General features: G+C 70.4%; 22 protein-coding genes. 18 read left to right on the forward strand and 4 right to left on the reverse strand.

Features of this window, described 5'->3' with window-relative positions:
- Positions 1 to 134: 134 nt before the first annotated feature.
- The 10 genes from OG257_RS28985 (at position 135) to OG257_RS29030 (ending at position 10884) form a co-directional block, all read left to right on the forward strand.
- Complete coding sequence (locus OG257_RS28985) at positions 135 to 3665, forward strand: S8 family serine peptidase (protein WP_329212261.1); 3531 nt, start codon at positions 135 to 137, stop codon at positions 3663 to 3665.
- A 230-nt stretch (positions 3666 to 3895) separates the two neighbouring features.
- On the forward strand, positions 3896 to 4636 hold the full coding sequence (locus tag OG257_RS28990) for a helix-turn-helix transcriptional regulator (RefSeq protein ID WP_329212263.1): 741 nt from the start codon (positions 3896 to 3898) through the stop codon (positions 4634 to 4636).
- Entirely contained in the window at positions 4633 to 6054 is a 1422-nt protein-coding gene (gene sufB, locus OG257_RS28995) for a Fe-S cluster assembly protein SufB (RefSeq protein WP_329212265.1), read from the forward strand. Before OG257_RS28990 ends, sufB begins: the two co-directional genes overlap by 4 nt.
- A gap of 59 nt (positions 6055 to 6113) precedes the next feature.
- Complete coding sequence (gene sufD / locus OG257_RS29000) at positions 6114 to 7295, forward strand: Fe-S cluster assembly protein SufD (RefSeq protein ID WP_329212266.1); 1182 nt, start codon at positions 6114 to 6116, stop codon at positions 7293 to 7295.
- Positions 7295 to 7612, forward strand: a complete 318-nt coding sequence (locus tag OG257_RS29005; RefSeq protein ID WP_329212268.1) for a bifunctional 3-phenylpropionate/cinnamic acid dioxygenase ferredoxin subunit — start codon at positions 7295 to 7297, stop codon at positions 7610 to 7612. Before sufD ends, OG257_RS29005 begins: the two co-directional genes overlap by 1 nt.
- 7 nt (positions 7613 to 7619) lie before the next feature.
- Complete coding sequence (gene sufC / locus OG257_RS29010) at positions 7620 to 8384, forward strand: Fe-S cluster assembly ATPase SufC (protein ID WP_205019479.1); 765 nt, start codon at positions 7620 to 7622, stop codon at positions 8382 to 8384.
- Positions 8381 to 9649 carry a cysteine desulfurase gene (locus tag OG257_RS29015; RefSeq protein WP_329212273.1) on the forward strand — a complete coding sequence of 423 codons (1269 nt, stop codon included), beginning with the start codon at positions 8381 to 8383 and terminating at the stop codon, positions 9647 to 9649. Before sufC ends, OG257_RS29015 begins: the two co-directional genes overlap by 4 nt.
- A 16-nt stretch (positions 9650 to 9665) precedes the next feature.
- Positions 9666 to 10121 (forward strand): Fe-S cluster assembly sulfur transfer protein SufU, encoded by a 456-nt coding sequence (gene sufU, locus OG257_RS29020; protein WP_329212275.1) that lies wholly within the window; start codon positions 9666 to 9668, stop codon positions 10119 to 10121.
- Positions 10118 to 10456 (forward strand): metal-sulfur cluster assembly factor, encoded by a 339-nt coding sequence (locus OG257_RS29025; protein WP_014156915.1) that lies wholly within the window; start codon positions 10118 to 10120, stop codon positions 10454 to 10456. Before sufU ends, OG257_RS29025 begins: the two co-directional genes overlap by 4 nt.
- Positions 10457 to 10518: 62 nt before the next feature.
- Positions 10519 to 10884 carry a VOC family protein gene (locus OG257_RS29030; RefSeq protein WP_329212277.1) on the forward strand — a complete coding sequence of 122 codons (366 nt, stop codon included), beginning with the start codon at positions 10519 to 10521 and terminating at the stop codon, positions 10882 to 10884.
- A gap of 7 nt (positions 10885 to 10891) precedes the next feature.
- Here OG257_RS29030 and OG257_RS29035 read toward each other — a convergent pair whose 3' ends face one another.
- Complete coding sequence (locus tag OG257_RS29035; protein ID WP_329212279.1) at positions 10892 to 12088, reverse strand: hypothetical protein; 1197 nt, start codon at positions 12086 to 12088, stop codon at positions 10892 to 10894.
- 146 nt (positions 12089 to 12234) lie between these two features.
- Here OG257_RS29035 and OG257_RS29040 point away from each other — a divergent pair, with 146 nt between their 5' ends.
- The gene (locus tag OG257_RS29040) at positions 12235 to 12555 is read left to right on the forward strand and encodes a DMT family transporter (RefSeq protein ID WP_329212280.1); all 321 of its coding nucleotides are present in this window, start codon (positions 12235 to 12237) and stop codon (positions 12553 to 12555) included.
- Entirely contained in the window at positions 12555 to 13103 is a 549-nt protein-coding gene (locus OG257_RS29045; protein ID WP_329212282.1) for a TetR/AcrR family transcriptional regulator, read from the forward strand. Before OG257_RS29040 ends, OG257_RS29045 begins: the two co-directional genes overlap by 1 nt.
- On the opposite strand, the gene OG257_RS29050 is transcribed toward OG257_RS29045, so the two are convergent.
- Entirely contained in the window at positions 13104 to 13976 is an 873-nt protein-coding gene (locus OG257_RS29050; protein WP_329212284.1) for a winged helix-turn-helix transcriptional regulator, read from the reverse strand.
- A gap of 86 nt (positions 13977 to 14062) precedes the next feature.
- Between OG257_RS29050 and OG257_RS29055 the strand changes: the two genes are divergently transcribed.
- Positions 14063 to 15373 carry an MFS transporter gene (locus OG257_RS29055; RefSeq protein WP_329212286.1) on the forward strand — a complete coding sequence of 437 codons (1311 nt, stop codon included), beginning with the start codon at positions 14063 to 14065 and terminating at the stop codon, positions 15371 to 15373.
- A gap of 9 nt (positions 15374 to 15382) precedes the next feature.
- Entirely contained in the window at positions 15383 to 16381 is a 999-nt protein-coding gene (gene dapD, locus OG257_RS29060; protein ID WP_329212288.1) for a 2,3,4,5-tetrahydropyridine-2,6-dicarboxylate N-succinyltransferase, read from the forward strand.
- Here the strand turns inward: dapD and dapA are convergent.
- Positions 16378 to 17265, reverse strand: coding sequence for a 4-hydroxy-tetrahydrodipicolinate synthase (gene dapA, locus OG257_RS29065; RefSeq protein ID WP_329212290.1), 888 nt, complete (start codon positions 17263 to 17265; stop codon positions 16378 to 16380). The genes dapD and dapA overlap by 4 nt on opposite strands.
- Before the next feature lie 137 nt (positions 17266 to 17402).
- On the opposite strand from dapA, the gene OG257_RS29070 reads away from it, so the two are divergent.
- Positions 17403 to 18056 carry a DUF4232 domain-containing protein gene (locus tag OG257_RS29070; protein ID WP_329212292.1) on the forward strand — a complete coding sequence of 218 codons (654 nt, stop codon included), beginning with the start codon at positions 17403 to 17405 and terminating at the stop codon, positions 18054 to 18056.
- 18 nt (positions 18057 to 18074) lie between these two features.
- Here the strand turns inward: OG257_RS29070 and OG257_RS29075 are convergent, their stop codons facing one another.
- Positions 18075 to 18518 (reverse strand): GNAT family N-acetyltransferase, encoded by a 444-nt coding sequence (locus tag OG257_RS29075; RefSeq protein WP_329212294.1) that lies wholly within the window; start codon positions 18516 to 18518, stop codon positions 18075 to 18077.
- Positions 18519 to 18643: 125 nt separating this feature from the next.
- On the opposite strand from OG257_RS29075, the gene OG257_RS29080 reads away from it, so the two are divergent.
- From OG257_RS29080 to OG257_RS29090, 3 genes are all read left to right on the forward strand, one after another.
- Complete coding sequence (locus OG257_RS29080; RefSeq protein ID WP_329212296.1) at positions 18644 to 19351, forward strand: antibiotic biosynthesis monooxygenase; 708 nt, start codon at positions 18644 to 18646, stop codon at positions 19349 to 19351.
- A 187-nt stretch (positions 19352 to 19538) separates the two neighbouring features.
- Positions 19539 to 21011 (forward strand): hypothetical protein, encoded by a 1473-nt coding sequence (locus OG257_RS29085; RefSeq protein ID WP_329212298.1) that lies wholly within the window; start codon positions 19539 to 19541, stop codon positions 21009 to 21011.
- A gap of 184 nt (positions 21012 to 21195) precedes the next feature.
- Positions 21196 to 22662 carry an alkaline phosphatase PhoX gene (locus tag OG257_RS29090; RefSeq protein ID WP_329212300.1) on the forward strand — a complete coding sequence of 489 codons (1467 nt, stop codon included), beginning with the start codon at positions 21196 to 21198 and terminating at the stop codon, positions 22660 to 22662.
- The last annotated feature ends 98 nt before the right edge of the window (positions 22663 to 22760 follow it).

Genomic DNA, 22760 nt, shown 5'->3' on the forward strand with positions numbered 1-22760 from the left:
ATGCTCCTTCCTGAGCTCACGCGGTTGCTGCGCCCCCCACGCGCACACGGGCAGCGGCAGTTGTGAGTGGCACCCGCGCCTGTTCCTTCATCCCCTACGGCGGGCGATCCCCGCCTGTTCCTGAAGGAGAGCTCGTGACCAGACGTTCCACGCGTCTCAGACGGCGGTCCGCCGCCGCACTCCTCACCGCGGCAGCGACCGCGATACCGCTCCTGATCAGCGCATCCCCGGCCCAGGCCAGGGAGACCGAGCCGGCGCCGCAGTCCGCGTACCAGGCCAAGTCCGAGGGCGAGCTGCTCAAGCAGTTCGCCGTGCAGGACGAGGTGACCTTCTGGGTCGGCCTGAAGGCGGAAGCGGATGTCACGTCCGCTCACAAGGCGAAGGGCAAGACGGCCAAGGCCCGCGCCGTTCTCGAAACGAAGACCGCGTTCGCCAAGAAGTCCCAGGCCGGGGTCATCGCACTGGCCAAGGACGCCGGAGCGCGGTACAAGTCGTTCTGGATCGCCAACACCGTGCAGATCACCGGCGACAAGGCACTCGCCGAGAAGATCGCCGCCCGTTCCGACGTGGCCACCATCGAGGCCGACGACCCGGTCACGATTCCCGACCCGCTGCCCGGCACCGGCGAGCCCGAGGTCGACGCCGTCGAGTGGAACATCGACCGGATCAACGCGCCCAAGGTGTGGAGCGGCTTCGGCGTCAAGGGCGAGGGCATCGTCGTCGCCAACATCGACTCCGGCGTCCAGTTCGACCACCCGGCGCTCCAGGCCGCCTACCGCGGCACCAAGGCCGACGGCACGTACAGCCACGACTACAACTGGTTCGACCCGGCCTCGGTCTGCGCCACGGCCGCACCGTGCGACAACAACGGCCACGGCACGCACACCATGGGCACCATGGTGGGCGCCGACGGCATCGGCGTCGCTCCGGGCGCCAAGTGGATCGCCGCAAAGGGCTGCGCGACCAGCTCCTGCGCCCGGGACACCCTGCTCGCCTCCGGCCAGTGGGTCGTCGCCCCCACCGACTCCGCCGGCGCCAACCCGCGCCCGGAGCTGGCACCCGACGTGGTGAACAACTCCTGGGGCGCCAACGTCTACGACGCCTGGTACCGGGACACCGTCCAGTCCTGGAGGGACGCCGGCATCTTCCCGGCCTTCTCCAACGGCAACAACGGCCCCAGCTGCACCACCTCGGGCAGCCCCGGCTCGTACACCAACTCCTACTCCTCGGGCGCGTTCGACATCAACAACGCCATCGCCTCCTTCTCCGCCCGCGGAACCGGCGAGAACGCGGAGATCAAGCCCGACCTCGCGGCGCCGGGAGTCAACGTCCGCTCCTCCTGGGCGGGCGGCGGCTACAACACGATCTCCGGTACGTCGATGGCCTCCCCGCACACCGCGGCGACCGTCGCCCTGATGTGGGCGGCCTCGCCCGCCATCGCCGGTGACGTCGCGGCCACGGAGGCGCTGCTCGACTCCACCGCCATCGACACCGCCGCCGACCAGTGCGGCGGCACGCCCGCCCGCAACAACGTCTTCGGCGAGGGCCGGCTCGACGCCTTCGAGGCGGTCAACGCCACCCCGCGCGGAGCGCTCGGAGCCGTCAGCGGCAGCGTCACCTCCGGCGGCGCGGCCGTCGCCGACGCCGTCGTCACCTTCGAGGGGCCGATGCGCGCGACCGCGACGACCGCGGCGGACGGCGCCTACGCGCTGCCCAAGCTGATGGTCGGCGACTACGAGGTCTCCGTCGCCAAGTTCGGGTACGTCCCGGCGAAGGGTGCGGTGACCGTCGTCGAGAACGGTGCGGCGGTCAAGGACTTCCCGCTGGCCCCGGCGCCCGCGGCCACCCTGTCGGGCAAGGTCACCAGCTCCGCGGGCGCCGAGGCAGGCGCCGTCGTCGCGGCCCAGGGAACCCCGGTCACCACGACGGCCGGGGCCGACGGCTCGTACAGCCTCACGCTCCCGCAGGGCTCGTACACCCTGACGGTCACCCCGGCGGGCGCCTGTGCCACCGCGACCTCGCTCACGGTCGACATCGCCGCCGACCTCACCCAGGACATCGCCCTGGACGACCGGACCGACACCTTCGGCTACTCCTGCAGCACCGAGAGCGCCGCCGACTTCCCGGCCGGCACCGAGAAGCTGACCTACACCTCCACCACCTCGGGTGCGGCCTCCTTCAGCCTGCCGTTCACGTTCGCGTTGTACGGCAAGGGCTACACGACGGCGACCGCGACCCTGGAGGGTGTGCTGGCGTTCGGTACCTCGTCCACCAGCAGCACCAACGCCACGCTGCCGACCACCGGGACCCCCAACGGGGCGCTCTACCCGCTGTGGGACAACATGACGGTCGACGCCTCGGGAGGCGTGTACTGGGCGGTCACCGGCACCGCGCCGCACCGCAGGGCCGTCGTCGAGTGGCGGGACGCCCTGGTCGTGACCGGCGGCACGCGCGCCACGTTCTCCGCCGTGATCGGCGAGGACGGCTCGGTCTCGTACCACTACAAGAGCGTGCCGGGCAACGGTGCCACCGCGACGGTGGGCCTGGAGAACGCCACGGGCACGGACGCGCTCCTCTACTCCTTCAACGCCCCGGTCATCACGGACGGCACCACCCTGTCCTTCGGTGCCAAGGCCCGCGGCGTCGTGGCAGGCAAGGTCGTCGACGCCAACGACAACGAGCCGCTGGCCGGTGCCACCGTCACCGTCGCCGGGGAGAGCGTGACCACGGCGGGCAACGGCACGTACGCGCTGCAGCCGGCCGCGGGGGAGTACACCGTGGAGGTCTCGGCCGACCGCTACGCGACCGCCTCCGCACCGGTCGACGCGAAGGCGGGAGACGTCGCGTACACCACGACGGCGCTCGGCACACCGCTGGTGCGGTCCGCGCAGGACACCGTGAAACTGGTCGTTCCGGCCGGGCAGTCCCGTACCCGGACGCTGGACCTGGCGAACGCCGGTACGGAGTCGGCCTACGCCGTGACCGAGAAGCAGGACGCGGGCTGGCTCGGGCTGTCCTCCGCCGAGGGCACGCTCGCCCGGGGCGCGGAGGCATCCGTTCCGCTCGCCTTCGACACGAGCGGCGCCACGCCCGGCACGGTTCTCACCGCGACCCTGGTGCTCACCAGCGGCAGCGGCCGTGCGCCGGTGGTCGAGATCCCGGTGAGCGTCGTCGTCCCGGCGTACCAGACGGCGCTGGACACCGGCGCCAGGAGCTCGGCCGTCGACACGCTCGGTGACACCTGGACGGTCGACCCGGCCTACACCGCGGGCGCCTACGGGTATCTCGGGAGCACCTCGCGGGTCACCACGTCGAGGACCGTCTCGGCGACCGACGACCCGGCACGCTACGCGACGGCGCGGCAGGGCATGTACGAGTACCGCTTCGACGGGCTGCCCTCGGGCACGTACCGGATCGAGCTGGGCTTCGCCGAGCTCGCCTCCAACGATCCGACCGACCGGGTCTTCGACGTGATGGCCGAGGGGGCACAGGTCGTGCCCAACCTCGACCTGGCGCTGGAGGCCGGGCGGTACACCGCGCACGACCGTGCGTTCACCGTCACGGTCACCGACGGCCAGCTGAACCTCCGGTTCGTGGCCAATGAGGGCAGGACGCTGGTCAACTCGATCAGAGTGACCGAGCGGTCCGACCTCGCGGCGGGCTGACCGGCCCGCAATCACTCGACCGGCCCCCGGCGGACCTTCTTCCGCCGGGGGCCGGTCCCGCGTTTCCGCAGGCCCGGCCGCTGCCCGTGGTCTGGACCTCCCACCTGCGAAGCCTTGCTGGAGATCATCATTTCCGCAGGTCAACTTAGGTTCGCCTAAGTGATGAAGCGCACCGCGCCCGGTCCGGGGGTGGGTTGTCAGGCCCGGATGAATTACGCAACAATGGCGTTGTGAAATACGTTGGCGAGGCTCCTCAGGAGGAACTCGCGACCGGTGAGCGCTCGACGCGCAACCGGGTCGCGCGCTCCATCCTGGATCACGGCCCGTCCACCGCCGCCGATCTGGCGAAGCGCGTCGGCCTGACCCAGGCCGCCGTACGCCGCCATCTCGACGCCCTCGTCTCCGACGACGTCGTCGAGGCCCGCGAACAGCGGGTGTACGGAGCACGCACCCGTGGCCGTCCGGCCAAGGTGTTCGCCCTGACCGACTGCGGCAGGGACGCCTTCGACCAGTCCTACGACGAGCTCGCCGCCGACGCCCTGCGCTGGATCGCCGAAACGGGCGGGGACGAGGCGCTCGTCGCCTTCGCCCGCGCGCGGATGGCGGCCCAGTGGGAGGCGTACCGCGCCGCGGTCGACGCCGTGGCCCCCGAGGCACGCACAGAGGCGCTGGCCAAGGCCTTGTCGGCCGACGGGTACGCTGCTACGGCGCGCAGCGCGCCGGGCCCCCAGCAGGGCGAGCAGCTGTGCCAGCACCACTGCCCGGTGGCGCATGTCGCCGAGCAGTTCCCGCAGCTGTGCGAGGCGGAGACGGAATTCTTCTCCAGCCTGCTCGGGACGCATGTACAGCGTCTGGCCACCCTCGCCCACGGCGACGGGGTGTGCACGACGTTCGTTCCGCGCAGCAGCCCCGCAGCACCACAGACCACCACATCAGCATCTGCAAGTACGGCCGGGAGGAACCCCGCATGACGCTCCCTACGGAGACTGCCCACCCTGAGCTCGATGGCCTGGGCACGTACGAATTCGGCTGGGCCGACTCCGACGCGGCAGGCGCGGCGGCGAAGCGCGGCCTGTCCGAAGCTGTCGTCCGCGACATCTCGGAGAAGAAGAACGAGCCGGAGTGGATGCTGAAGCTCCGTCTCAAGGGCCTGAAGCTGTTCGGCAAGAAGCCCATGCCGAACTGGGGCTCGGACCTGTCGGGCATCGACTTCGACAACATCAAGTACTTCGTGCGGTCCACGGAGAAGCAGGCGGAGTCCTGGGAGGACCTGCCCGAGGACATCAAGAACACGTACGACAAGCTCGGCATCCCCGAGGCGGAGAAGCAGCGCCTGGTCGCCGGTGTCGCCGCGCAGTACGAGTCCGAGGTGGTCTACCACCAGATCAACGAGGAGCTCGAGGCGCAGGGTGTCATCTTCATGGACACCGACACCGCGCTGAAGGAGCACCCGGAGCTCTTCCAGGAGTACTTCGGCACCGTCATCCCCGTCGGTGACAACAAGTTCGCCTCGCTGAACTCGGCCGTGTGGTCCGGCGGCTCCTTCATCTACGTGCCGAAGGGCGTGCACGTGGAGATCCCGCTCCAGGCCTACTTCCGTATCAACACGGAGAACATGGGCCAGTTCGAGCGGACGCTGATCATCGTCGACGAGGACGCCTACGTCCACTACGTCGAGGGCTGCACCGCGCCGATCTACTCCTCGGACTCCCTGCACTCCGCGGTCGTCGAGATCATCGTGAAGAAGGGCGGCCGCTGCCGCTACACGACCATCCAGAACTGGTCGAACAACGTGTACAACCTCGTCACCAAGCGCGCCGTGGCGTACGAGGGCGCGACCATGGAGTGGGTCGACGGCAACATCGGCTCCAAGGTCACCATGAAGTACCCGGCCATCTACCTGATGGGCGAGCACGCCAAGGGCGAGACCCTGTCCATCGCCTTCGCGGGCGAGGGCCAGCACCAGGACGCCGGCGCCAAGATGGTGCACATGGCCCCGAACACCTCCTCCAACATCGTCTCCAAGTCGGTGGCACGAGGCGGCGGCCGTACCTCCTACCGCGGACTGATCGAGATCGGTGAGGGCGCCCCCGGCGCCAAGTCGAACGTGCTGTGCGACGCACTGCTCGTCGACACCATCTCGCGCTCGGACACCTACCCGTACGTCGACGTCCGCGAGGACGACGTGTCGATGGGTCACGAGGCGACCGTCTCCAAGGTCTCCGAGGACCAGCTCTTCTACCTGATGAGCCGCGGCATGACCGAGTTCGAGGCCATGGCGATGATCGTGCGCGGATTCGTCGAGCCGATCGCCAAGGAGCTGCCCATGGAGTACGCCCTGGAGCTCAACCGGCTGATCGAGCTGCAGATGGAGGGCTCGGTCGGCTAGCAGGCCCGCCGACCGGATCCCCCTGACATTTGACTGAGAAAGCGAGCACTACGACAGCCATGGCTGAGGCTCAGAACATTCCGGCGGGCTCCACCACCGCCGGGTCCATCGCGGTGGCGGCCGAGTCCACCGTCGCCACGCGCATGAGCGCCCCCCCGTCCTTCGACGTCGCGGACTTCCCGGTCCCGCACGGCCGCGAGGAGGAGTGGCGGTTCACGCCGCTGGAGCGGCTGCGCGGACTGCACGACGGCACCGCCGTCGCCACCGGTGACGGGGTCAAGGTCGTGATCGAGGCGCCCTCCGGCGTCACGGTCGAGACGGTCGGCCGCGACGACGCGCGGCTCGGCAGGGCCGGCACGCCCGTGGACCGGGTCGCCGCCCAGGCGTACTCGTCCTTCCAGCAGGCCTCGGTCGTCACGGTCGCCAAGGAGGCCGTGCTCACCGAGCCGATCCGGATCGCCGTGCACGGCCAGGGCGGTGTGGCCTACGGCCACCAGGTCATCGAGCTGGGGGCCTTCGCCGAGGCAGTCGTCGTCATCGACCACACCGGTGACGCGGTGCTCGCCGCCAACGTCGACTACGTCCTGGGTGACGGGGCGAAGCTCACCGTCGTCTCCGTCCAGGACTGGGACGAGAACGCCGTCCACCTCGGTCAGCACAACGCGCTGATCGGCCGGGACGCCTCCTTCAAGTCCATCGTCGTCACCTTCGGCGGCGACGTGGTCCGCCTCCACCCGCGGGTCGCCTACGCCTCCACCGGCGGCGAGGCGGAGCTCTTCGGTCTGTACTTCACCGACAAGGGCCAGCACCAGGAGCACCGCCTCCTGGTCGACCACAACGCCCCGCACTGCAAGTCGAACGTCGCCTACAAGGGCGCGCTCCAGGGCGACGGCGCGCACGCCGTGTGGATCGGTGACGTCCTCATCCAGGCCGCCGCCGAGGGCACCGACACGTACGAGATGAACCGCAACCTGGTTCTCACCGACGGTGCCCGGGTCGACTCCGTACCGAACCTGGAGATCGAGACCGGCGAGATCGTCGGCGCCGGACACGCCTCGGCGACCGGCCGCTTCGACGACGAGCAGCTGTTCTACCTGCAGTCCCGGGGTATCCCGGCCGAGGAGGCCCGCCGACTCGTCGTGCGCGGCTTCTTCGCCGAGCTCGTCCAGCAGATCGGCCTGCCCGACGTCGAAGCCCGTCTCCTCGACAAGATCGAGACCGAGCTGAAGGCGTCGGTCTGATGGCCTTCGTCAAAGCCTGTGCGCTGAGCGAGCTGGAGGACGACACCCCGAAGCGGGTGGAGCTCGACGGCACGCCGGTGTCCGTCGTCCGCACCGAGGGCGAGGTGTTCGCGATCAACGACATCTGCTCGCACGCGAACGTCTCGCTGTCGGAGGGCGAGGTCGAGGACTGCTCGATCGAGTGCTGGCTGCACGGATCGAGTTTCGACCTCCGCACCGGCAAGCCGTCCGGTCTTCCCGCGACGCGCCCCGTCCCCGTATACCCCGTAAAGATCCAAGGGGACGATGTGCTCGTCTCCGTCACCCAGGAGTCCTGAGTCACCCATGGCAACGCTTGAAATCCGCGACCTGCACGTCTCCGTCGAGGCCGACAACGCCACGAAGGAGATCCTCAAGGGCGTCGACCTGACCGTGAAGCAGGGCGAGACCCACGCCATCATGGGCCCCAACGGGTCCGGCAAGTCGACCCTCGCCTACTCGCTCGCGGGTCACCCCAAGTACACGATCACGAGCGGCACGGTGACCCTGGACGGCGAGGACGTCCTGGAGATGTCCGTGGACGAGCGCGCCCGCGCGGGCCTGTTCCTCGCCATGCAGTACCCGGTCGAGATCCCCGGTGTCTCGGTCTCCAACTTCCTGCGCACCTCCGCCACCGCCGTCCGCGGCGAGGCGCCCAAGCTGCGTACGTGGGTGAAGGAGGTCAAGGAGACGATGGCCGGGCTCCAGATGGACCCCGCCTTCGCCGAGCGCAACGTCAACGAGGGCTTCTCCGGCGGTGAGAAGAAGCGCCACGAGATCCTCCAGCTGGAGCTCCTCAAGCCGAAGATCGCGATCCTCGACGAGACCGACTCCGGCCTGGACGTCGACGCGCTGAAGACCGTCTCCGAGGGCGTCAACCGGGTCCGCGAGACCGGTGAGGTCGGCACCCTGCTGATCACGCACTACACACGCATCCTCAAGTACATCAAGCCCGACTACGTGCATGTCTTCGCCAACGGCCGGATCGCCGCCTCCGGTGGCGCCGAGCTCGCGGACACGCTGGAGAACGAGGGCTACGAGGCCTACACGAAGGGTGGCGCTTCCGCGTGACTGACGCCCGACAGGGGCTCTCCGGCCTCCTCGACACCGAGGCGATCCGCAAGGACTTCCCGATCCTGGACCGCACGGTCCACGACGGCAAGAAGATCGTTTACCTGGACAGCGCGGCAACCTCGCAGAAGCCGCGCCAGGTCCTCGACGCGCTCAACGAGTACTACGAGCGGCACAACGCCAACGTCCACCGCGGTGTGTACACGATCGCGGAGGAGGCCACCGCGCTGTACGAAGGCGCTCGCGACAAGGTCGCGGCCTTCATCAACGCACCCAGCCGCAACGAGGTGATCTTCACCAAGAACGCCTCGGAGTCGCTGAACCTCGTCGCCAACATGCTCGGCTGGGCGGACGAGCCCTACCGGGTCGACAGCGACACGGAGATCGTCACCACGGAGATGGAGCACCACTCCAACATCGTGCCGTGGCAGCTGCTCTCGCAGCGCACGGGCGCGAAGCTGAAGTGGTTCGGCATCACGGACGACGGCCGGCTGGACCTGTCCAACATCGACGAGATCATCACGGAGAAGACGAAGATCGTCTCCTTCACGCTGGTCTCCAACATCATGGGCACGATCAACCCGGTCGAGAAGATCATCCGTCGCGCGCAGCAGGTCGGCGCGCTGGTCTGCATCGACGCCTCGCAGGCAGCCCCGCACATGGTGCTCGACGTGCAGGCGCTGCAGGCCGACTTCGTGGCCTTCACCGGCCACAAGATGGTCGGTCCGACCGGCATCGGCGTGCTCTGGGGACGGCAGGAGCTCCTGGAGGACCTGCCGCCGTTCCTCGGTGGCGGCGAGATGATCGAGACCGTGTCGATGCACTCGTCGACGTACGCTCCGGCGCCGCACAAGTTCGAGGCCGGTACGCCCCCGATCGCGCAGGCCGTCGGCCTCGGTGCGGCCGTGGACTACCTCTCGGCCATCGGCATGGAGAACATCCACCGCCATGAGCAGGCGATCACGGAGTACGCGGTGAAGCGGCTCCTGGAGGTCCCCGACCTCAGGATCATCGGTCCTGCGACGGCCGAGGACCGCGGCGCGACGATCTCCTTCACGCTCGGGGACATCCACCCGCACGACGTGGGCCAGGTACTCGACGAGCAGGGCATCGCGGTCCGGGTCGGACACCACTGCGCACGGCCGGTATGCCTGCGGTACGGAATTCCTGCGACGACGCGAGCGTCGTTCTATCTGTACTCCACGCCCGCCGAGGTCGACGCCCTGGTGGACGGCCTGGAGCACGTGCGGAACTTTTTCGGTTAATGGCGAGGGTTGACTGGTGAAGCTTGACTCCATGTACCAGGAAGTGATCCTGGACCACTACAAGCACCCCCACGGGCGCGGCCTGCGGGAGGGCGACGCCGAGGTGCATCACGTCAACCCGACGTGCGGCGACGAGATCACGCTCCGCGTGAAGTACGACGGCGAGACCATCACCGACGTCAGCTACGAGGGCCAGGGCTGCTCCATCAGCCAGGCCAGCGCTTCCGTGCTCAACGAGCTGCTGGTCGGCAAGCAGCTCGGCGAGGCGCAGAAGATCCAGGAGACCTTCCTGGAGCTGATGCAGTCCAAGGGCCAGCTGGAGCCGGACGATGCGATGGAGGAGGTGCTGGAGGACGCGGTCGCGTTCGCCGGTGTCTCCAAGTACCCGGCCCGGGTCAAGTGCGCGCTGCTGAGCTGGATGGCGTGGAAGGACGCGACGGCGCAGGCGCTGTCCGAAGGGAAGACGGCATGAGCGAGAACGAGACTCTTACCACCAAGCCGGCCTCCGAGGAGGAGGTCCGCGAGGCGCTGTACGACGTGGTCGACCCCGAGCTGGGCATCGACGTCGTCAACCTCGGCCTGATCTACGGCATCCACATCGACGACGCCAACATCGCCACCCTCGACATGACTCTGACGTCCGCGGCCTGCCCGCTGACCGATGTCATCGAGGACCAGGCGAAGTCCGCGACGGACGGCATCGTCAACGAGCTGCGGATCAACTGGGTCTGGATGCCGCCGTGGGGTCCTGACAAGATCACCGACGACGGCCGCGAGCAGCTTCGCGCCCTGGGCTTCAACGTCTGAGTCCAGTCGTCGCCCCGTTTCGGTACGACGAACGGCCATGCACGCCAGGCAGACTGGCGGGCATGGCCGTTCGCTTTTACCACCTCGCCGTCGACGCCCACGATCTGCCGTCGCTGGCGCGCTTCTGGTGCCGCGTCATGGACTGGCAGGTCCTGTTCGAGGACGAGGACGAGATCGTCATCGGTGCCGACGAGTTCGCGATGCCGGGCATGTGCTTCCTCCCCGTACCGGAGGGGAAGACGGTCAAGAACCGGCTGCACATCGATCTGGTCCCCGACGACCAGGCCGTCGAGGTCGAGCGGATCATCGCGCTCGGTGCCCGGCGGGTTGACGTGGGGCAGGGCGAGGACGTGACCTGGGTGGTGCTGGCCGACCCCGAGGGCAACGAGTTCTGCGTACTGCGCCCGAAGAACTCCCTGGTGGACTGAGCCGGTCCTACTGCGGGGGGCCGTAGGGGGCTTCGCCCTGCTGCCCTCCGTACGGGGCCTGGCCGGGTTGCGCTCCGTACGGGACCCCGCCCTGCTGAGGTACGCCGGCCGCCTCGGCCAGCACCGGGCCCAGGTCCTCCGTCCGTATCCGCCGGTCCACGTACAGCAGACCGGTCACCAGCTGCGGGAACGTCGTCGAGATGATCTGGCTGACCATCTGCCCCAGCATCGTCGCGACGAAGTAGCCGCTCATCGCGACCACGATCGCCGCGGGGCTCGGGTCGTCGTCCAGCGAGGACGTGCTGATGATGCCGGGGAACATGCCGAGGATCGAGAACGGCATCTGGATGAAGTAGCCGGCCGTCGCGGCCATGATGTAGACGAGCAGCGTGATGCCGAAGATCCGCCACCAGTCGCCGCGTACCAGCTGGGCGGAGCGGCGCAGGGCGGCCACCGGGCGCTGGCCCTCGAAGACCACGATCGCCGGTGCCAGGCAGAACTTGACCCAGAGCCAGGCGGCCAGCGGCCCGGTCGCCAGGGCGCCGAGGATACCGACCGTCATGGCCGTGGCGGCGCCGGAGCCGCTCTCCAGGGTGACCGCCGCGATGATCACCCCGACGAAGGCCACCATGATCAGCGTCACGGGTACGGCAACGATCAGCGCCGTGAGGATCAACGTGCCGATCACCGGGGCGAGATGGGACCACGCCCGGCGCCACACCGTGGAGAACTCGATGGGCCTGCCCAGTACCGCCTCCTGCAGCACCGTGGGGACCGCCGCGTACATCAGGCCCGAGACGATCATCATCGTGATGATCCCCAGCACCGCGAGGACGCCCACCGCGGTCACGAGCGAGACGACGTCCGACGAGGCGGCCTCCTCCTCGTAGTCGAGCGAGACCACCCGTTCCAGCGGATCAGCGACGGCGGAGTAGGCGATGGCCACCGCCGCCGCCATCAGCAGTGCCGCGCCGCCGTACAGGGCGGCGCCCAGGCCGAACAGCTGCTTCCAGTACTTGCCCATCGTCGAGAACGCGCCGTTGAGCACATCCCCGAGCCTGAGAGGCGCGAGCGGTATCACCCCCGGCTTCGACGGCGGAACCCAGCCGCCCCATCCCGGCGCCCCCGGAGGCCCCCCGTACGGAAATCCGCCGTACGGTGCGCCCCCGTGCGCGCCGCCGCCCCACCCTGCGTCCTGCGCCACTGCTACTCCGTTGTGTTGTTGTCGTGCATTCATCATCCGGTACGACCGGTCGGGACACCGTAGCGTCCCGTGGCGGCGGTGCGTCCGGGGAGGACACCCCACGCCGTTGTGTACGGTCGTACGCAACGATGTGTACACTCGTACGCATGGGATACGGACTGCTGGCCGTCGCGATCGCCGCCGAGGTGGCCGGGACGACGGCCATGAAGTACAGCGAGGGCTTCACCCGGCTGTGGCCCTCGCTCATCACGGTCGTGGGCTACGTGCTGGCGTTCGCGCTGCTCGCCCAGACCCTCAAGACGCTCTCCGTCGGCACCGCCTATGCCATCTGGGCGGGTGCGGGCACGGCGGCCGTCGCCGCCATCGGGATCCTGTGGATGGGCGAGTCCGCGGGGGCGGCCAAGCTGGCCGGCATCGCGCTCATCATCGCGGGGGTCGTGGTGCTCAACCTCGGCGGTGCCCACTGATGGTGCGCCGTCACGACCCCGAGCGGCGCGACCGCATCATCGACGCGGCGATCCGCGTCGTCGCGGACCGGGGCATCGCGGGCCTCAGCCACCGCTCCGTGGCCGCCGAGGCCGACGTTCCGCTCGGCTCGACGACGTACCACTTCGCCTCGCTCGACGAACTGCTGATCGCGGCGCTGCGCCGGTGCAACGACAACTTCGCCCGGGTCGCGCGGGAGAGCGCGTACCTCGCGGACCCGGACGCCGATCTCGCCGACGAGCTGACGCGGCTGCTGACGGAGTGGTTCGAGGGCGGGCGCGGCCCCCTGGAGCTGGAGTACGAGCTGTATCTGGCCGCCCTGCGCCGGCCCGCCCTGCGGCCCGTCGCCGCGGAGTGGACCGACGGCGTCAGCCGCCTGCTGGTCGACCGCACCGATCCGGCCACCGCGCGGGCCTTGGTTGCCCTGCTGGACGGGATCAGCCTGCAGGTGCTCCTCGCCGGGAGCGACTTCGACCCGGAGTACGCGCGGGAGATGCTGGCCAGGATCGTGGACGGTGCAGCGCGCTGATCACTGGCGCCGGACGGCCGCCAGAGCGGCCCGCACGCTCTCCTCGATGTCGGTGATCGGGTAGAGCGCCTCGACGACCGCCCGCTCCCTGTCCACCACCAGTGTCAGCCGCTTCAGCCTGCTGACGCCCGACGCGCGGAAGGTCGGCAGCCGCAGAGCGGCCGTCAGTGTCAGCGCGGCATCGGAGAGCAGCGGGAAGCGCAGCCCCTCCTTGTCGGCGAATGCCCGCTGCTCGTCGGGGCGTTGGGTGGACACCCCGTGCACGGTCGCGCCGGCTGCGGTGAACTCGGCCAGCTGGTCGCGGTAGGTGCACGATTCGAGGGTGCAGCCGCTCGCGCCCGGGATCCCGGACCAGCCGGGCGGGTAGGCGTCCTTCCGGGCGTACGCGCCGGGGAAGCAGTACAGGACGGTGTACGGGGTGCCGGCGACGGGGTCGCGCAACTCGCCGTCGAAGTCGAGCAGTTCCAGCTCGGGCAGCCGGGTGCCCACCAGCGACCGCACCCGGGCGGCCTCCTTCGAGCCCTCCTCGGTCGTGGCCATCGTCTCCCCTTCTCCCAGCACCCACGCGTCGCCCCAGTCCTGGAGTGCGATCAGCACGGGCAGCAGTGCCCGCCCGCGCGGGGTGAGCCGGTATTCGTGGCGGACCGGCCGGTCCTGGTACGGCTCGCGGGCCAGGACCCCGGCGTCCGTCAGCAGGTGCAGCCGCTCGGTGAGCACCTTGCGGGACACGCCCAGCTCCTGCTGGAGGGCGTCGAAGCGGTGCACCCCGCGTGCCGTGTCACGAACGATCAGCAGGGTCCACCAGTCGCCCACGACGTCGAGCGCCTGGGCGATCGCGCAGTCGGCGTCGGCCAGGCTGGTGCGCTGGGGCATGACGGCCCGCCTTCCTACTCGGTTGACCTGCGCAGATCATGCTGCCATAGTCCGTTCCCAAAAGGAACTCACTCGGGGGGCACGGGATGGGCATGCTGCGCGGCGTACCGAGGACGGTACGGCTCCTGGCATTCGGCGCTTTCCTCAACGCCGTCGTCAGCTTCACGTTCGTGTACCTCTTCATCTACCTCACCGGACCGCGCGGCCTGTCCGTCGCGCAGGCCGGGGTGATCAGCGGCATCGGCGGTATCGGTCTGGTCGCCGGGAACTTCACCGGCGGCTGGTTCGGGGACCGGTACGGCCATCGCCGGATGCTCCTGGCCGGCGCCTGCGCGAGTGGCGCCGCGCTCGTCACCCTGCCCGTGCTGCCCGTCGCCGCGCTGTACGCGGTGCTGCCGCTCGCCCAGTACGCGTCGGGCGTCGTGCGCGCAGCCGACGCCGCACTCGTCGCGGTCTCCGTGCCCGAGGGCGGGCGGCGCCAGAGCTTCGCCCTCACCCGCTTCGCGTCGAACGGCGGCTTCATCGTGGGCCCGCCGCTCGGTGCGCTGATCGCCGACCGGTACTCGTACGGCTGGCTGTTCCTCGCCGACGGTCTGGGCACTCTGCTCTTCGCCGCCTACGCGGCCGCCGTCCTGCCCACGCGAGGTACCGCGCACACCAAGCCCGCGCACGACCCCGGTGCACCGGGCCTGTGGCCGGAACTGCGCGCCAGACCGGCGGTGATCGTCCTGCTCGCCGCGATCGTCTGCGTCGACCTCGTGTACCGGCAGCAGTACTCCACGCTGCCGGTCTTCCTCGCCGACCACGGCTTCGACGCCCAGTTCTACGGCTGGCTGATCGCCATCAACGGCGGCGTCATCCTCTGTCTCGAACTGCCCGCCGCGCACGTACTGCGCGGCCGGGCGCCGCTGGGCATCGTGGGTGCCGGCCTGCTCCTGGTCGGGCTCGGCTACGCGGTGCTGATCCCCGGGGCCGGGGTGCTGTTCGCCGTGACGATGATGCTGTCACTGACCGCGGGCGAGGTCCTCTACAAGACGACGGCCACGGCCTACGTGGCCGACCAGGCACCCGCCCACGCGCAGGGCCGCTTCCAGAGCCTGTACGCGGGTGCGTCCATCAGCGGCCAGGTCCTGGCGCCACCCCTCGGCGGCGCGCTCTACGTGGCCTCGCCCGCCCTGCTCTGGCCGGTCTGCGCAGCCGTGGCGTGCGGCGCGGGGGTGGCCGTGCTGGCGGCACGGCGGATGGGCCCCGCAAGCGGCGTCTCCACGGCGCCGCGCACCTGCCCGCCTCCCGGCCCGCCGGGGGTGGCGACCCCGTCGGCCGGGGGTGCGCCGGGGCAGGCCGGGAGGTCTTCCCGTCCTGAGACCGGTTCGCCCGCGCACCGCCCGGCCGGTTAGGTTCTGTGCATGACCGACACGACTTCCCAGGGCTCCGCCCGCACCACCGGCGCCGTCGCCGCCGGCCTCGCCACCATCGCCGGTGACGGCACCGTCCTCGACACCTGGTTCCCCGCCCCCGAGCTCGTCGCCGACCCCGGGCCGGCCGGCACGCAGCGCCTCGGCACCGACGAGGCGGTGAACCGGCTCGGCGAGGGCGCGGCCAGGGCCATCGGCGTGGACGCCCGTCGGGGGGTGGAGGTCGTCGCCGTCGCCACGGTCATCTCCTCGCTCGACGACAAGCCGCTCGACGCGCACGACACCTACCTGCGGCTGCACCTGCTCTCGCACCGCCTCGTCCAGCCCCACGGGCAGAACCTCGACGGCATCTTCGGCTTCCTCGCCAACGTCGCCTGGACCTCGCTCGGCCCCGTGGCCGTCGACGACCTGGAGAAGGTGCGGCTCAACGCCCGCGCGGAGGGCCTGCACCTCCAGGTCACCTCGGTGGACAAGTTCCCCCGGATGACGGACTACGTCGCACCCAAGGGCGTACGGATCGCCGACGCCGACCGGGTCCGCCTCGGGGCGCACCTGGCCGCCGGTACGACCGTGATGCACGAGGGCTTCGTCAACTTCAACGCCGGCACGCTCGGCACCTCCATGGTCGAGGGCCGCATCTCCGCGGGTGTCGTCGTCGGTGACGGCTCCGACATCGGCGGCGGCGCGTCCACCATGGGCACCCTGTCCGGCGGCGGCAAGGAGCGCATCGTCATCGGGCAGCGCTGCCTCATCGGTGCCGAGGCCGGCATCGGGATCGCGCTCGGCGACGAGTGCGTCGTCGAGGCCGGGCTGTACGTCACGGCCGGCACCCGGGTCACGCTGCCGGACGGGCAGGTCGTCAAGGCCCGGGAGCTCTCCGGTGCCTCGAACATCCTCTTCCGCCGCAACTCGGTCTCCGGCGCCGTCGAGGCCCGCCCGAACAACGCGGTCTGGGGCGGCCTCAACGACGTACTGCACAGCCACAACTAGTCGGTAACGGCGAGAAGTTCCTCGTACACCCTGCGCAGCCCGTCGGTCGCCTCGCGGCCGGCGGGCTGCAGCGGTTCGCGGACCGGGCCCGCGTCGAGCAGTGCCTTCGCGGTGACCGTGCCGGGCAGTCCGGCGCACATCATGGCCTCGACCAGCCCGATGGTGAGCCCGTTCAGGCGGGCCGCCTCCGCGGTGTCACCGGCGTCGAAAGCGTCCAGGACGGCCCGCATCCGGCGCGGCGCCACGTTCGCCACCGTACTGACGTAGCCGGCGCCGCCGACCGCGTACAGCGGAAGGTTCATCTCCTCGCAGCCCGAGTAGTAGGCCAGCCGGGTGCGCGCCATCACCTTCGTCGCCCCGAGCAGGTCGTACGCGCAGTCCTTGACCGCCACGATGCGCGGGTGCTCCGCCAGCCGCAGCAGGGTCCGCGGTTCGATCCTCGTCCCCGTGCGGCCCGGGATGTCGTACAGCATCAGGGGAACGCCCGTGACCTCGGCGACCCGGACGAAGTGCGCTTCCACGGCGGCCTGCGGGGGGCGGCTGTAGTACGGGGTGACCACCAGCAGCCCGTCCGCGCCGGCCGCCTCCGCCTCCTGGGCCAGCCGGACGGTGTGCCGGGTGTCGGAGCTCCCGACCCCCGCGAGGAGCGGGACGCCGTCGCCGACCGCCTCGCGGACCGCCCGCAGCAGGGCGGTCTTCTCCTCGTCGGTGGTGGTCGGGGACTCGCCCGTGGTGCCGCTCAGTACGAGGCCGTCGCAGCCTTCCGCGATCAGGCCCCGGGCGTGCTCGCGGGCGGTGACCAGGTCCAGGTCACCGGCGGGGGTGAACGGAGTGATCATGGCGCAGAGGGCGCGGCCGAAGGGCCTGGCCGGGGTGGCTGTCATGCCGGAAGTCTCCGCGCGGCGGTCCGTGCAGGTCCACTTAGTTCTGCTTGGGGTGATGGTGAAGCGGCGCTGAACTCACCGTCTGGCATGATCGAACAGATAGACGGCAGACCGTTCCAGGGGTGGGGTACACGGGTATGCGGGTACGGAAAACGATGTCGGCGGTCGTGATCATGGCCGGCGCGCTGGCACTCCCGGGCTGTTCCGGCTTCCTCGTCCCGGCGGGCGAGGGGGAGCCCGGCCGGACACCGAGCGCGTCGAGCACCGAACGGGCGCAGACCGGCGGGGTGCGTGCCGAGCCGCTTCCGGCACCTTCCGTCTCGGCGGACGCGCCGGCCCAGGGCGCTCCGAGCACCGACGCGCCGACGGCGGACTGCCCCGCCTCCGGGGTCCGGGTCGATGTGGGCCCCGTACAGACCGCGATGTTCCACCGGGCCGTCACCCTCACGCTCGTGAACTGCGGTACGAAGCCCTACAGCGTGAACGGCTATCCGTCCGTCCGGGCGCTGGGTGAGGACGGCGAGCGGATTCCCGTCCCCGTGAACGCGGGCGGCTCGATGTTCGGCAACGACCAAGGAGCGAAGGGCGTCACGCTGAAGCCGGGCGGAACCGTCAGGTCGGTCCTGGCCTGGGTCTCCACCAAGGAGGGCGGCGACCTCATCGAGGGGGACGCCCTGGAGATCGCTCCCGCCCCCGACACGGGAGCCCGCGTCTTCCCGCTGGAGGGCCACGACCTGCGCCTGATGGACGAGCTGAACACGACTGCGTGGCGCACCGAACTGCCGGAATGAGCCGGGGGGCGGCCGGAGTCAGAGGGAGAGCTTGAAGCCCTCGTGGCTGCGGGCGAAGCCCAACGACTCGTAGAACCTGTGGGCGTCCGTCCGCTGCCTGCCGCTGGTCAGCTGCACGAGCGCGCAGCCCCGCAGCCGGGCTCGCTCAACGGCCTGCCGCATGAGGTCGCGCCCCAGACCGCCGCCCCGCAGGTCGGCCCTGATCCGCACCGCCTCGACCAGCGCACGCTCGGCTCCGTGCTTCCCGAGACCGGGGATGTACGTCATCTGCAGGCACCCCAGCACCCCGTTGCCGTCCGCCAGGACCAGCATCTCGTTCCGGGGATCGCTGTCGATGGCCGCGAAGGCCGTCTCGTATGCCGCGTCGACGACGACCGACGCAGGGTCCACCACCCGGTCCTCGTCCGCGAGAAGTGCGAGAACTGCAGGGAGATCGTGGCGCGTCGCCGGTCGGAGGTTCACAGGTGCGCAGTCTGGCACGAGCACCCGGGCGGGGGATCAGCCACCCTTGACCTCGAGCGCGCTTGACGTACGAGGGTGGTAATCGGCTGCGCACCGCAGGAGTGCGCCCGGAGAGGATCACCGCCATGCCGACCACACAGGTCAACTCCCGCCCCGAGATCACGCGTTCCGACGCGCGCCTCGTCAAGGTCAGCACCTGGGACACCGGTTCCCCCGAGCGGCAGCGGCAGACGGTCGAAGCCGTGCGCTCGGCATGGGCCGGCCGTGACTGGCCGCACCCGGGCCTGCTCTCGTACACCGTGCACACCGGGGAGGACGGCAGGACGCTGCTCCACTACTCGCAGTGGACCGGCGAGGAGGCCTACCAGGACTTCGTGCGCGGCGGCCGTGACACGCGCAATGCCGAGATCGACGCGGCCGTCCCCGGAATCGAGCGGATCGGGCTGCACACGTTCGAGCTGTACCGGTCGGGGGCCAAAGGGGGAGACAACCGTGAACCGGGCTGCGTCGTGATCGTCGACGTCGAGTTCGACGGACCGGACCCGGCCCGCCAACGGGACTGGGTGGACGCGGTGTTCGAGGCGTTGGGCACCGATCCGGTGCCGGCACCCGGCGGCATCGCGGCGCACTTCCACCTCGGCACGGAGGGCGACCGCGTACTCAACTACGCCGAGTGGGAGACCGCGCAGGCCCACGTCGACGCCCTCGCCTCGGCCGGCGACGGCGTCGGATCCCCGACACCGCAGTGGAAGCGGGTCCAGAACTACCCGGGTGTGACCGGCGGCGGTGTGCACCGCTACACCCCGGCGCTCAGCCTCGGAGCGGGCCTGTAGCAGAACCGGGCGGCTCGGGACGAAATGCGTCTACGCTGGGGCTGCGGCGCCTGGCCCGTACGCAAGGGCCCGCGCCGTGCGCAACGGGATCCGCCCGTACGCACGGGGGCCGCGGCGCAACGGGTCCGGGCCCGCGCAACGGCTCCGCCCCGCACATATCCCGAGCACGCCCGAGGAGAACCCCCAGATGTCCGCAGAGCGCCCCTCCCTGCCGCCGGTGCGGCTGCACACCGAGGCCGAGCTGGCACGGGACGCGCTGGCCGCTCCGCTGCTCGCGCGCGCCGTCCGGCTCGCCCGCTGGGCCGGACCCGAGACCCGGGTCGGCGCCGGTGGCGAGCTCGTCGAAGCGCAGCTGCCCGCGGCGGCGGAGCACCTCGGTCTGACCGGCGACGAGGACGGGGCCGCGTCCGCCAGCGAGGCGTGGCGCCTCGCTGTCGACGCGGGGCTCGTGGACGTCGAGGACCCGCAGGACGAGGACGGCAAGCCGGACGACGGAGCGGAGGGCACCGTCACCGCCGGCGGGAACCTGGCGCTGCTGACCGCCGGATCCCCCCAGGACGTTCTCGCCATCTGGCTCGACGGTCTGGAGGCCGTGCACGCGGACGCCATCGCGCCGGCGTTCGACGACTTCGCCGACCTCATCCGTGAGGACGGCAGCGTCGACTTCGAGGCCCTGGACTGGGACCCGGACGTCGAGGCCGAATTCCTCGACGGCGTGCTCGGCAACCTCTATCTGCTGAGCCTCTCCGAGGGCGGACCGGGCGAGGGCCCCGTGCCGTTGCCCGCCCTCGCCGCTTCCATGGTCGTGCCCGACGACATGGGCGAGCCCACCGACGACGTCCTGGAACAGGTGTCGGAGGCGATGATGCGGCTCGACGACCAGTTCCGGCTGCTCGAGCCCATCGGGATCGTCGAATACCGGCCCGTGGACGAGGCGTTGCTGGCCGAGGAGGGCGAGGAGGCGGAGCCGCCCGCCGACGACGAGGACGTCACCCGGTACGGGCTGGTGAAGCTGACGCCGCTCGGCTTCTACGGCATCCGGGAGCGGATGCTGGAGGCCGGTGTGGACGCACCCGCGGTCGGTGACCTCGCGGACAAGGGCGCCGACGTGCTCCTCGACGGCATCGCGTACTACCCCGAGGACGCCTCCCGTGCCGAGGTCGAGCTGTGGCTCGCGCGGCACGGAGCGGACGGAGCGGTGTCCGCCGCGGCCGAGCTGCTGGTCGCGGCACGCGGCGCGGACCAGGGAGGCCCGCTGCGCAGGCTCCACTGCCAGCAGGCCCTCGCCCTGGTCGGCCCGGAGGCCGAACCCGCGGTGCGTGCGGTGCTCGGCGACCCGGAGCTCGGCGGGCTCGCCCGGGTCTGGCTCGCCGAACGGGGCGCGGCGGACGTGCCCGCCCCGCCGGAGTCGATGATCTTCTGGCTCGCCGTCGACACCATCGCCGCGCAACTGGACGCCGACGGCGACATGGACGAGCTCCAGGAACTGGTCGAGGGGCTCTCCGGTCAGCACAGCGGCTTCTTCGACGAGGCGTGGCGGGTGGACCACCCCGCGACGGCCGATGTGCTCGAGGCGATCGGACGGCTGCACCGCGACAGGAAGACGGCGAAGGCCGCACGCAAGGCCGCCTTCAAGGCGCGGTCGCGCGGCGGGAACTGAGCGGGAGCCTTTTCGGCCAGCGGAGGGCGGCCGGGATACGGCCAGGTGTCGGGTTTGTCCTCAAACGCCGGACGGGCTTGGTGTCAGGGCCCGCTCGAAGTCGTGCGGCGTTCAACTGGTGTTGGTGCGGGAGGGGGAGTGTGATCGCGCCAACCACCCGGCCACGTCGTACCAGGAGTCCGTGATGTCGTTCACGCGCAGGGAATTCACCAGACAGTCCGCCCTCACCGGTGCCGGTATCGCCCTCACCGGCACCGTCGGCGCGCTGGCCACCGCACCGGGCGCCCTGGCCGCCGAGGACGCACGGCACGGACACGGCAACGACCACGACGACCACGGGCACGGACACAGCAAGGAGCTGGGCTACGGCCCGCTGCTCCCCGACCCGAAGGGCATCCTCGCGCTGCCCGCCGGATTCTCGTACCGCATCGTCACGCACAGCGGTGTCACCAAGCTGGAGAGCGGCGAATCCACCCCCTCCAACCACGACGGCACCGCCGCCTTCGAGGGCCCGCGCGGTGTCACCCTCCTCGTCAACAACCATGAGCTGAGCGGTACCAGGGCCGGCTGGGAGCACCCCGTCCCGCTCATCGAGGGCTTCGTCTACGACCCGGTCGCGGCCGGTGGCTGCACCGTCGTGGAGACCCGCCGCGACGGACGTACAGCCGAGTGGGTCGGCATCGCCGGTACGTCGACCAACTGCGCGGGCGGCAGCACCTCCTGGGGCACCTGGCTCACCTGTGAGGAGACCGAGGACAAGGCCGGCAAGAACGGTCTGCTCAAGGACCACGGCTACGTCTTCGAGGTCGACCCCTACGACAGGCGCGCCAACCGCGACCCGCGCCCGATCAAGGCGTTCGGCCGGTACGCCCACGAGGCCGTCGTCATCGACCCCAAGTTCGGCCACGCCTATCTGACGGAGGACGCGTCGGGCCCCAACGGCCTGCTCTACCGCTGGGTCCCGCCGCACGGCTTCAAGCACGGCCGCGGCAAGCTGCGCACCCTCGCCGACGACGCGGGTGTCCTGCAGGCCACCAAGTGCTTCGACAAGAACGGCGCGTTCGTCGACGACCTCTCCCGGGCCACGAAGATCGGCACGGTCTACGGTGTGGACTGGGTCGACGTACCCGACCGTGACGCGAAGACCGTCCCCGTGCGCAAGCAGTTCGACAACACCCAGGTCACCCGCGCCCGCAAGCTCGAGGGCATGTGGTGGGGAGACGGCGGCGCCTACCTCGTCTCCTCGTTCGCCCGGAGCGAGAGCCCCGCCCAGCACGACGGCCAGGTCTGGTTCTACGACCCCAAGCGCCGCACGCTCACCCTGAAGGTGCTCCTCGGCGTCAACCCCGACCCGTCCAAGGACGGCGCCCTCGACGGCCCGGACAACATCACCGTGTCCCCGTACGGCGGTCTGGTCATCTCCGAGGACGGCGAAGGCATCCAGCACCTCTTCGGTGCCACGGACAGCGGCCGCACGTACCCGATCGCACGCAACGACCTGAACGCGGGCACCGAGGACGACCCCTCGTACAGCGAATTCACCGGTGTCACCTTCTCGCCGGACGGAAAGACACTGTTCGCCAATATCCAGACGCCCGGAATCATGCTCGCCATCACGGGCCCGTGGAAGCGTCAGCCGAACCGGCACTGACATCGGCCGGTGCGCGGCACGTCGGGGAAATTCCCTCGCGTGCCGCGCAGTTGTTCTCCTAGAGTCAGGGCCATGCACCTCCCGGTGCGAAGGCAGCG

Source organism: Streptomyces sp. NBC_00683 (assembly GCF_036226745.1).
GTDB lineage: Bacteria > Actinomycetota > Actinomycetes > Streptomycetales > Streptomycetaceae > Streptomyces.

Excerpts from the sequence above, each read along its gene's own strand:
- OG257_RS29070 (WP_329212292.1), top strand. The coding sequence starts at position 17,403 with ATGCGGGTACGGAAAACGATGTCGGCGGTCGTGATCATGGCCGGCGCG.
- OG257_RS29030 (WP_329212277.1), top strand. The coding sequence starts at position 10,519 with ATGGCCGTTCGCTTTTACCACCTCGCCGTCGACGCCCACGATCTGCCG.
- OG257_RS29005 (WP_329212268.1), top strand. The coding sequence starts at position 7,295 with ATGGCCTTCGTCAAAGCCTGTGCGCTGAGCGAGCTGGAGGACGACACC.
- sufB (WP_329212265.1), top strand. The coding sequence starts at position 4,633 with ATGACGCTCCCTACGGAGACTGCCCACCCTGAGCTCGATGGCCTGGGC.
- sufD (WP_329212266.1), top strand. The coding sequence starts at position 6,114 with ATGGCTGAGGCTCAGAACATTCCGGCGGGCTCCACCACCGCCGGGTCC.
- OG257_RS29080 (WP_329212296.1), top strand. The coding sequence starts at position 18,644 with ATGCCGACCACACAGGTCAACTCCCGCCCCGAGATCACGCGTTCCGAC.
- OG257_RS29085 (WP_329212298.1), top strand. The coding sequence starts at position 19,539 with ATGTCCGCAGAGCGCCCCTCCCTGCCGCCGGTGCGGCTGCACACCGAG.
- OG257_RS29040 (WP_329212280.1), top strand. The coding sequence starts at position 12,235 with ATGGGATACGGACTGCTGGCCGTCGCGATCGCCGCCGAGGTGGCCGGG.
- sufC (WP_205019479.1), top strand. The coding sequence starts at position 7,620 with ATGGCAACGCTTGAAATCCGCGACCTGCACGTCTCCGTCGAGGCCGAC.
- dapA (WP_329212290.1), bottom strand. The coding sequence starts at position 17,265 with ATGACAGCCACCCCGGCCAGGCCCTTCGGCCGCGCCCTCTGCGCCATG.
- OG257_RS29055 (WP_329212286.1), top strand. The coding sequence starts at position 14,063 with ATGGGCATGCTGCGCGGCGTACCGAGGACGGTACGGCTCCTGGCATTC.
- OG257_RS29090 (WP_329212300.1), top strand. The coding sequence starts at position 21,196 with ATGTCGTTCACGCGCAGGGAATTCACCAGACAGTCCGCCCTCACCGGT.
- OG257_RS29025 (WP_014156915.1), top strand. The coding sequence starts at position 10,118 with ATGAGCGAGAACGAGACTCTTACCACCAAGCCGGCCTCCGAGGAGGAG.
- OG257_RS29050 (WP_329212284.1), bottom strand. The coding sequence starts at position 13,976 with ATGCCCCAGCGCACCAGCCTGGCCGACGCCGACTGCGCGATCGCCCAG.
- OG257_RS29045 (WP_329212282.1), top strand. The coding sequence starts at position 12,555 with ATGGTGCGCCGTCACGACCCCGAGCGGCGCGACCGCATCATCGACGCG.
- dapD (WP_329212288.1), top strand. The coding sequence starts at position 15,383 with ATGACCGACACGACTTCCCAGGGCTCCGCCCGCACCACCGGCGCCGTC.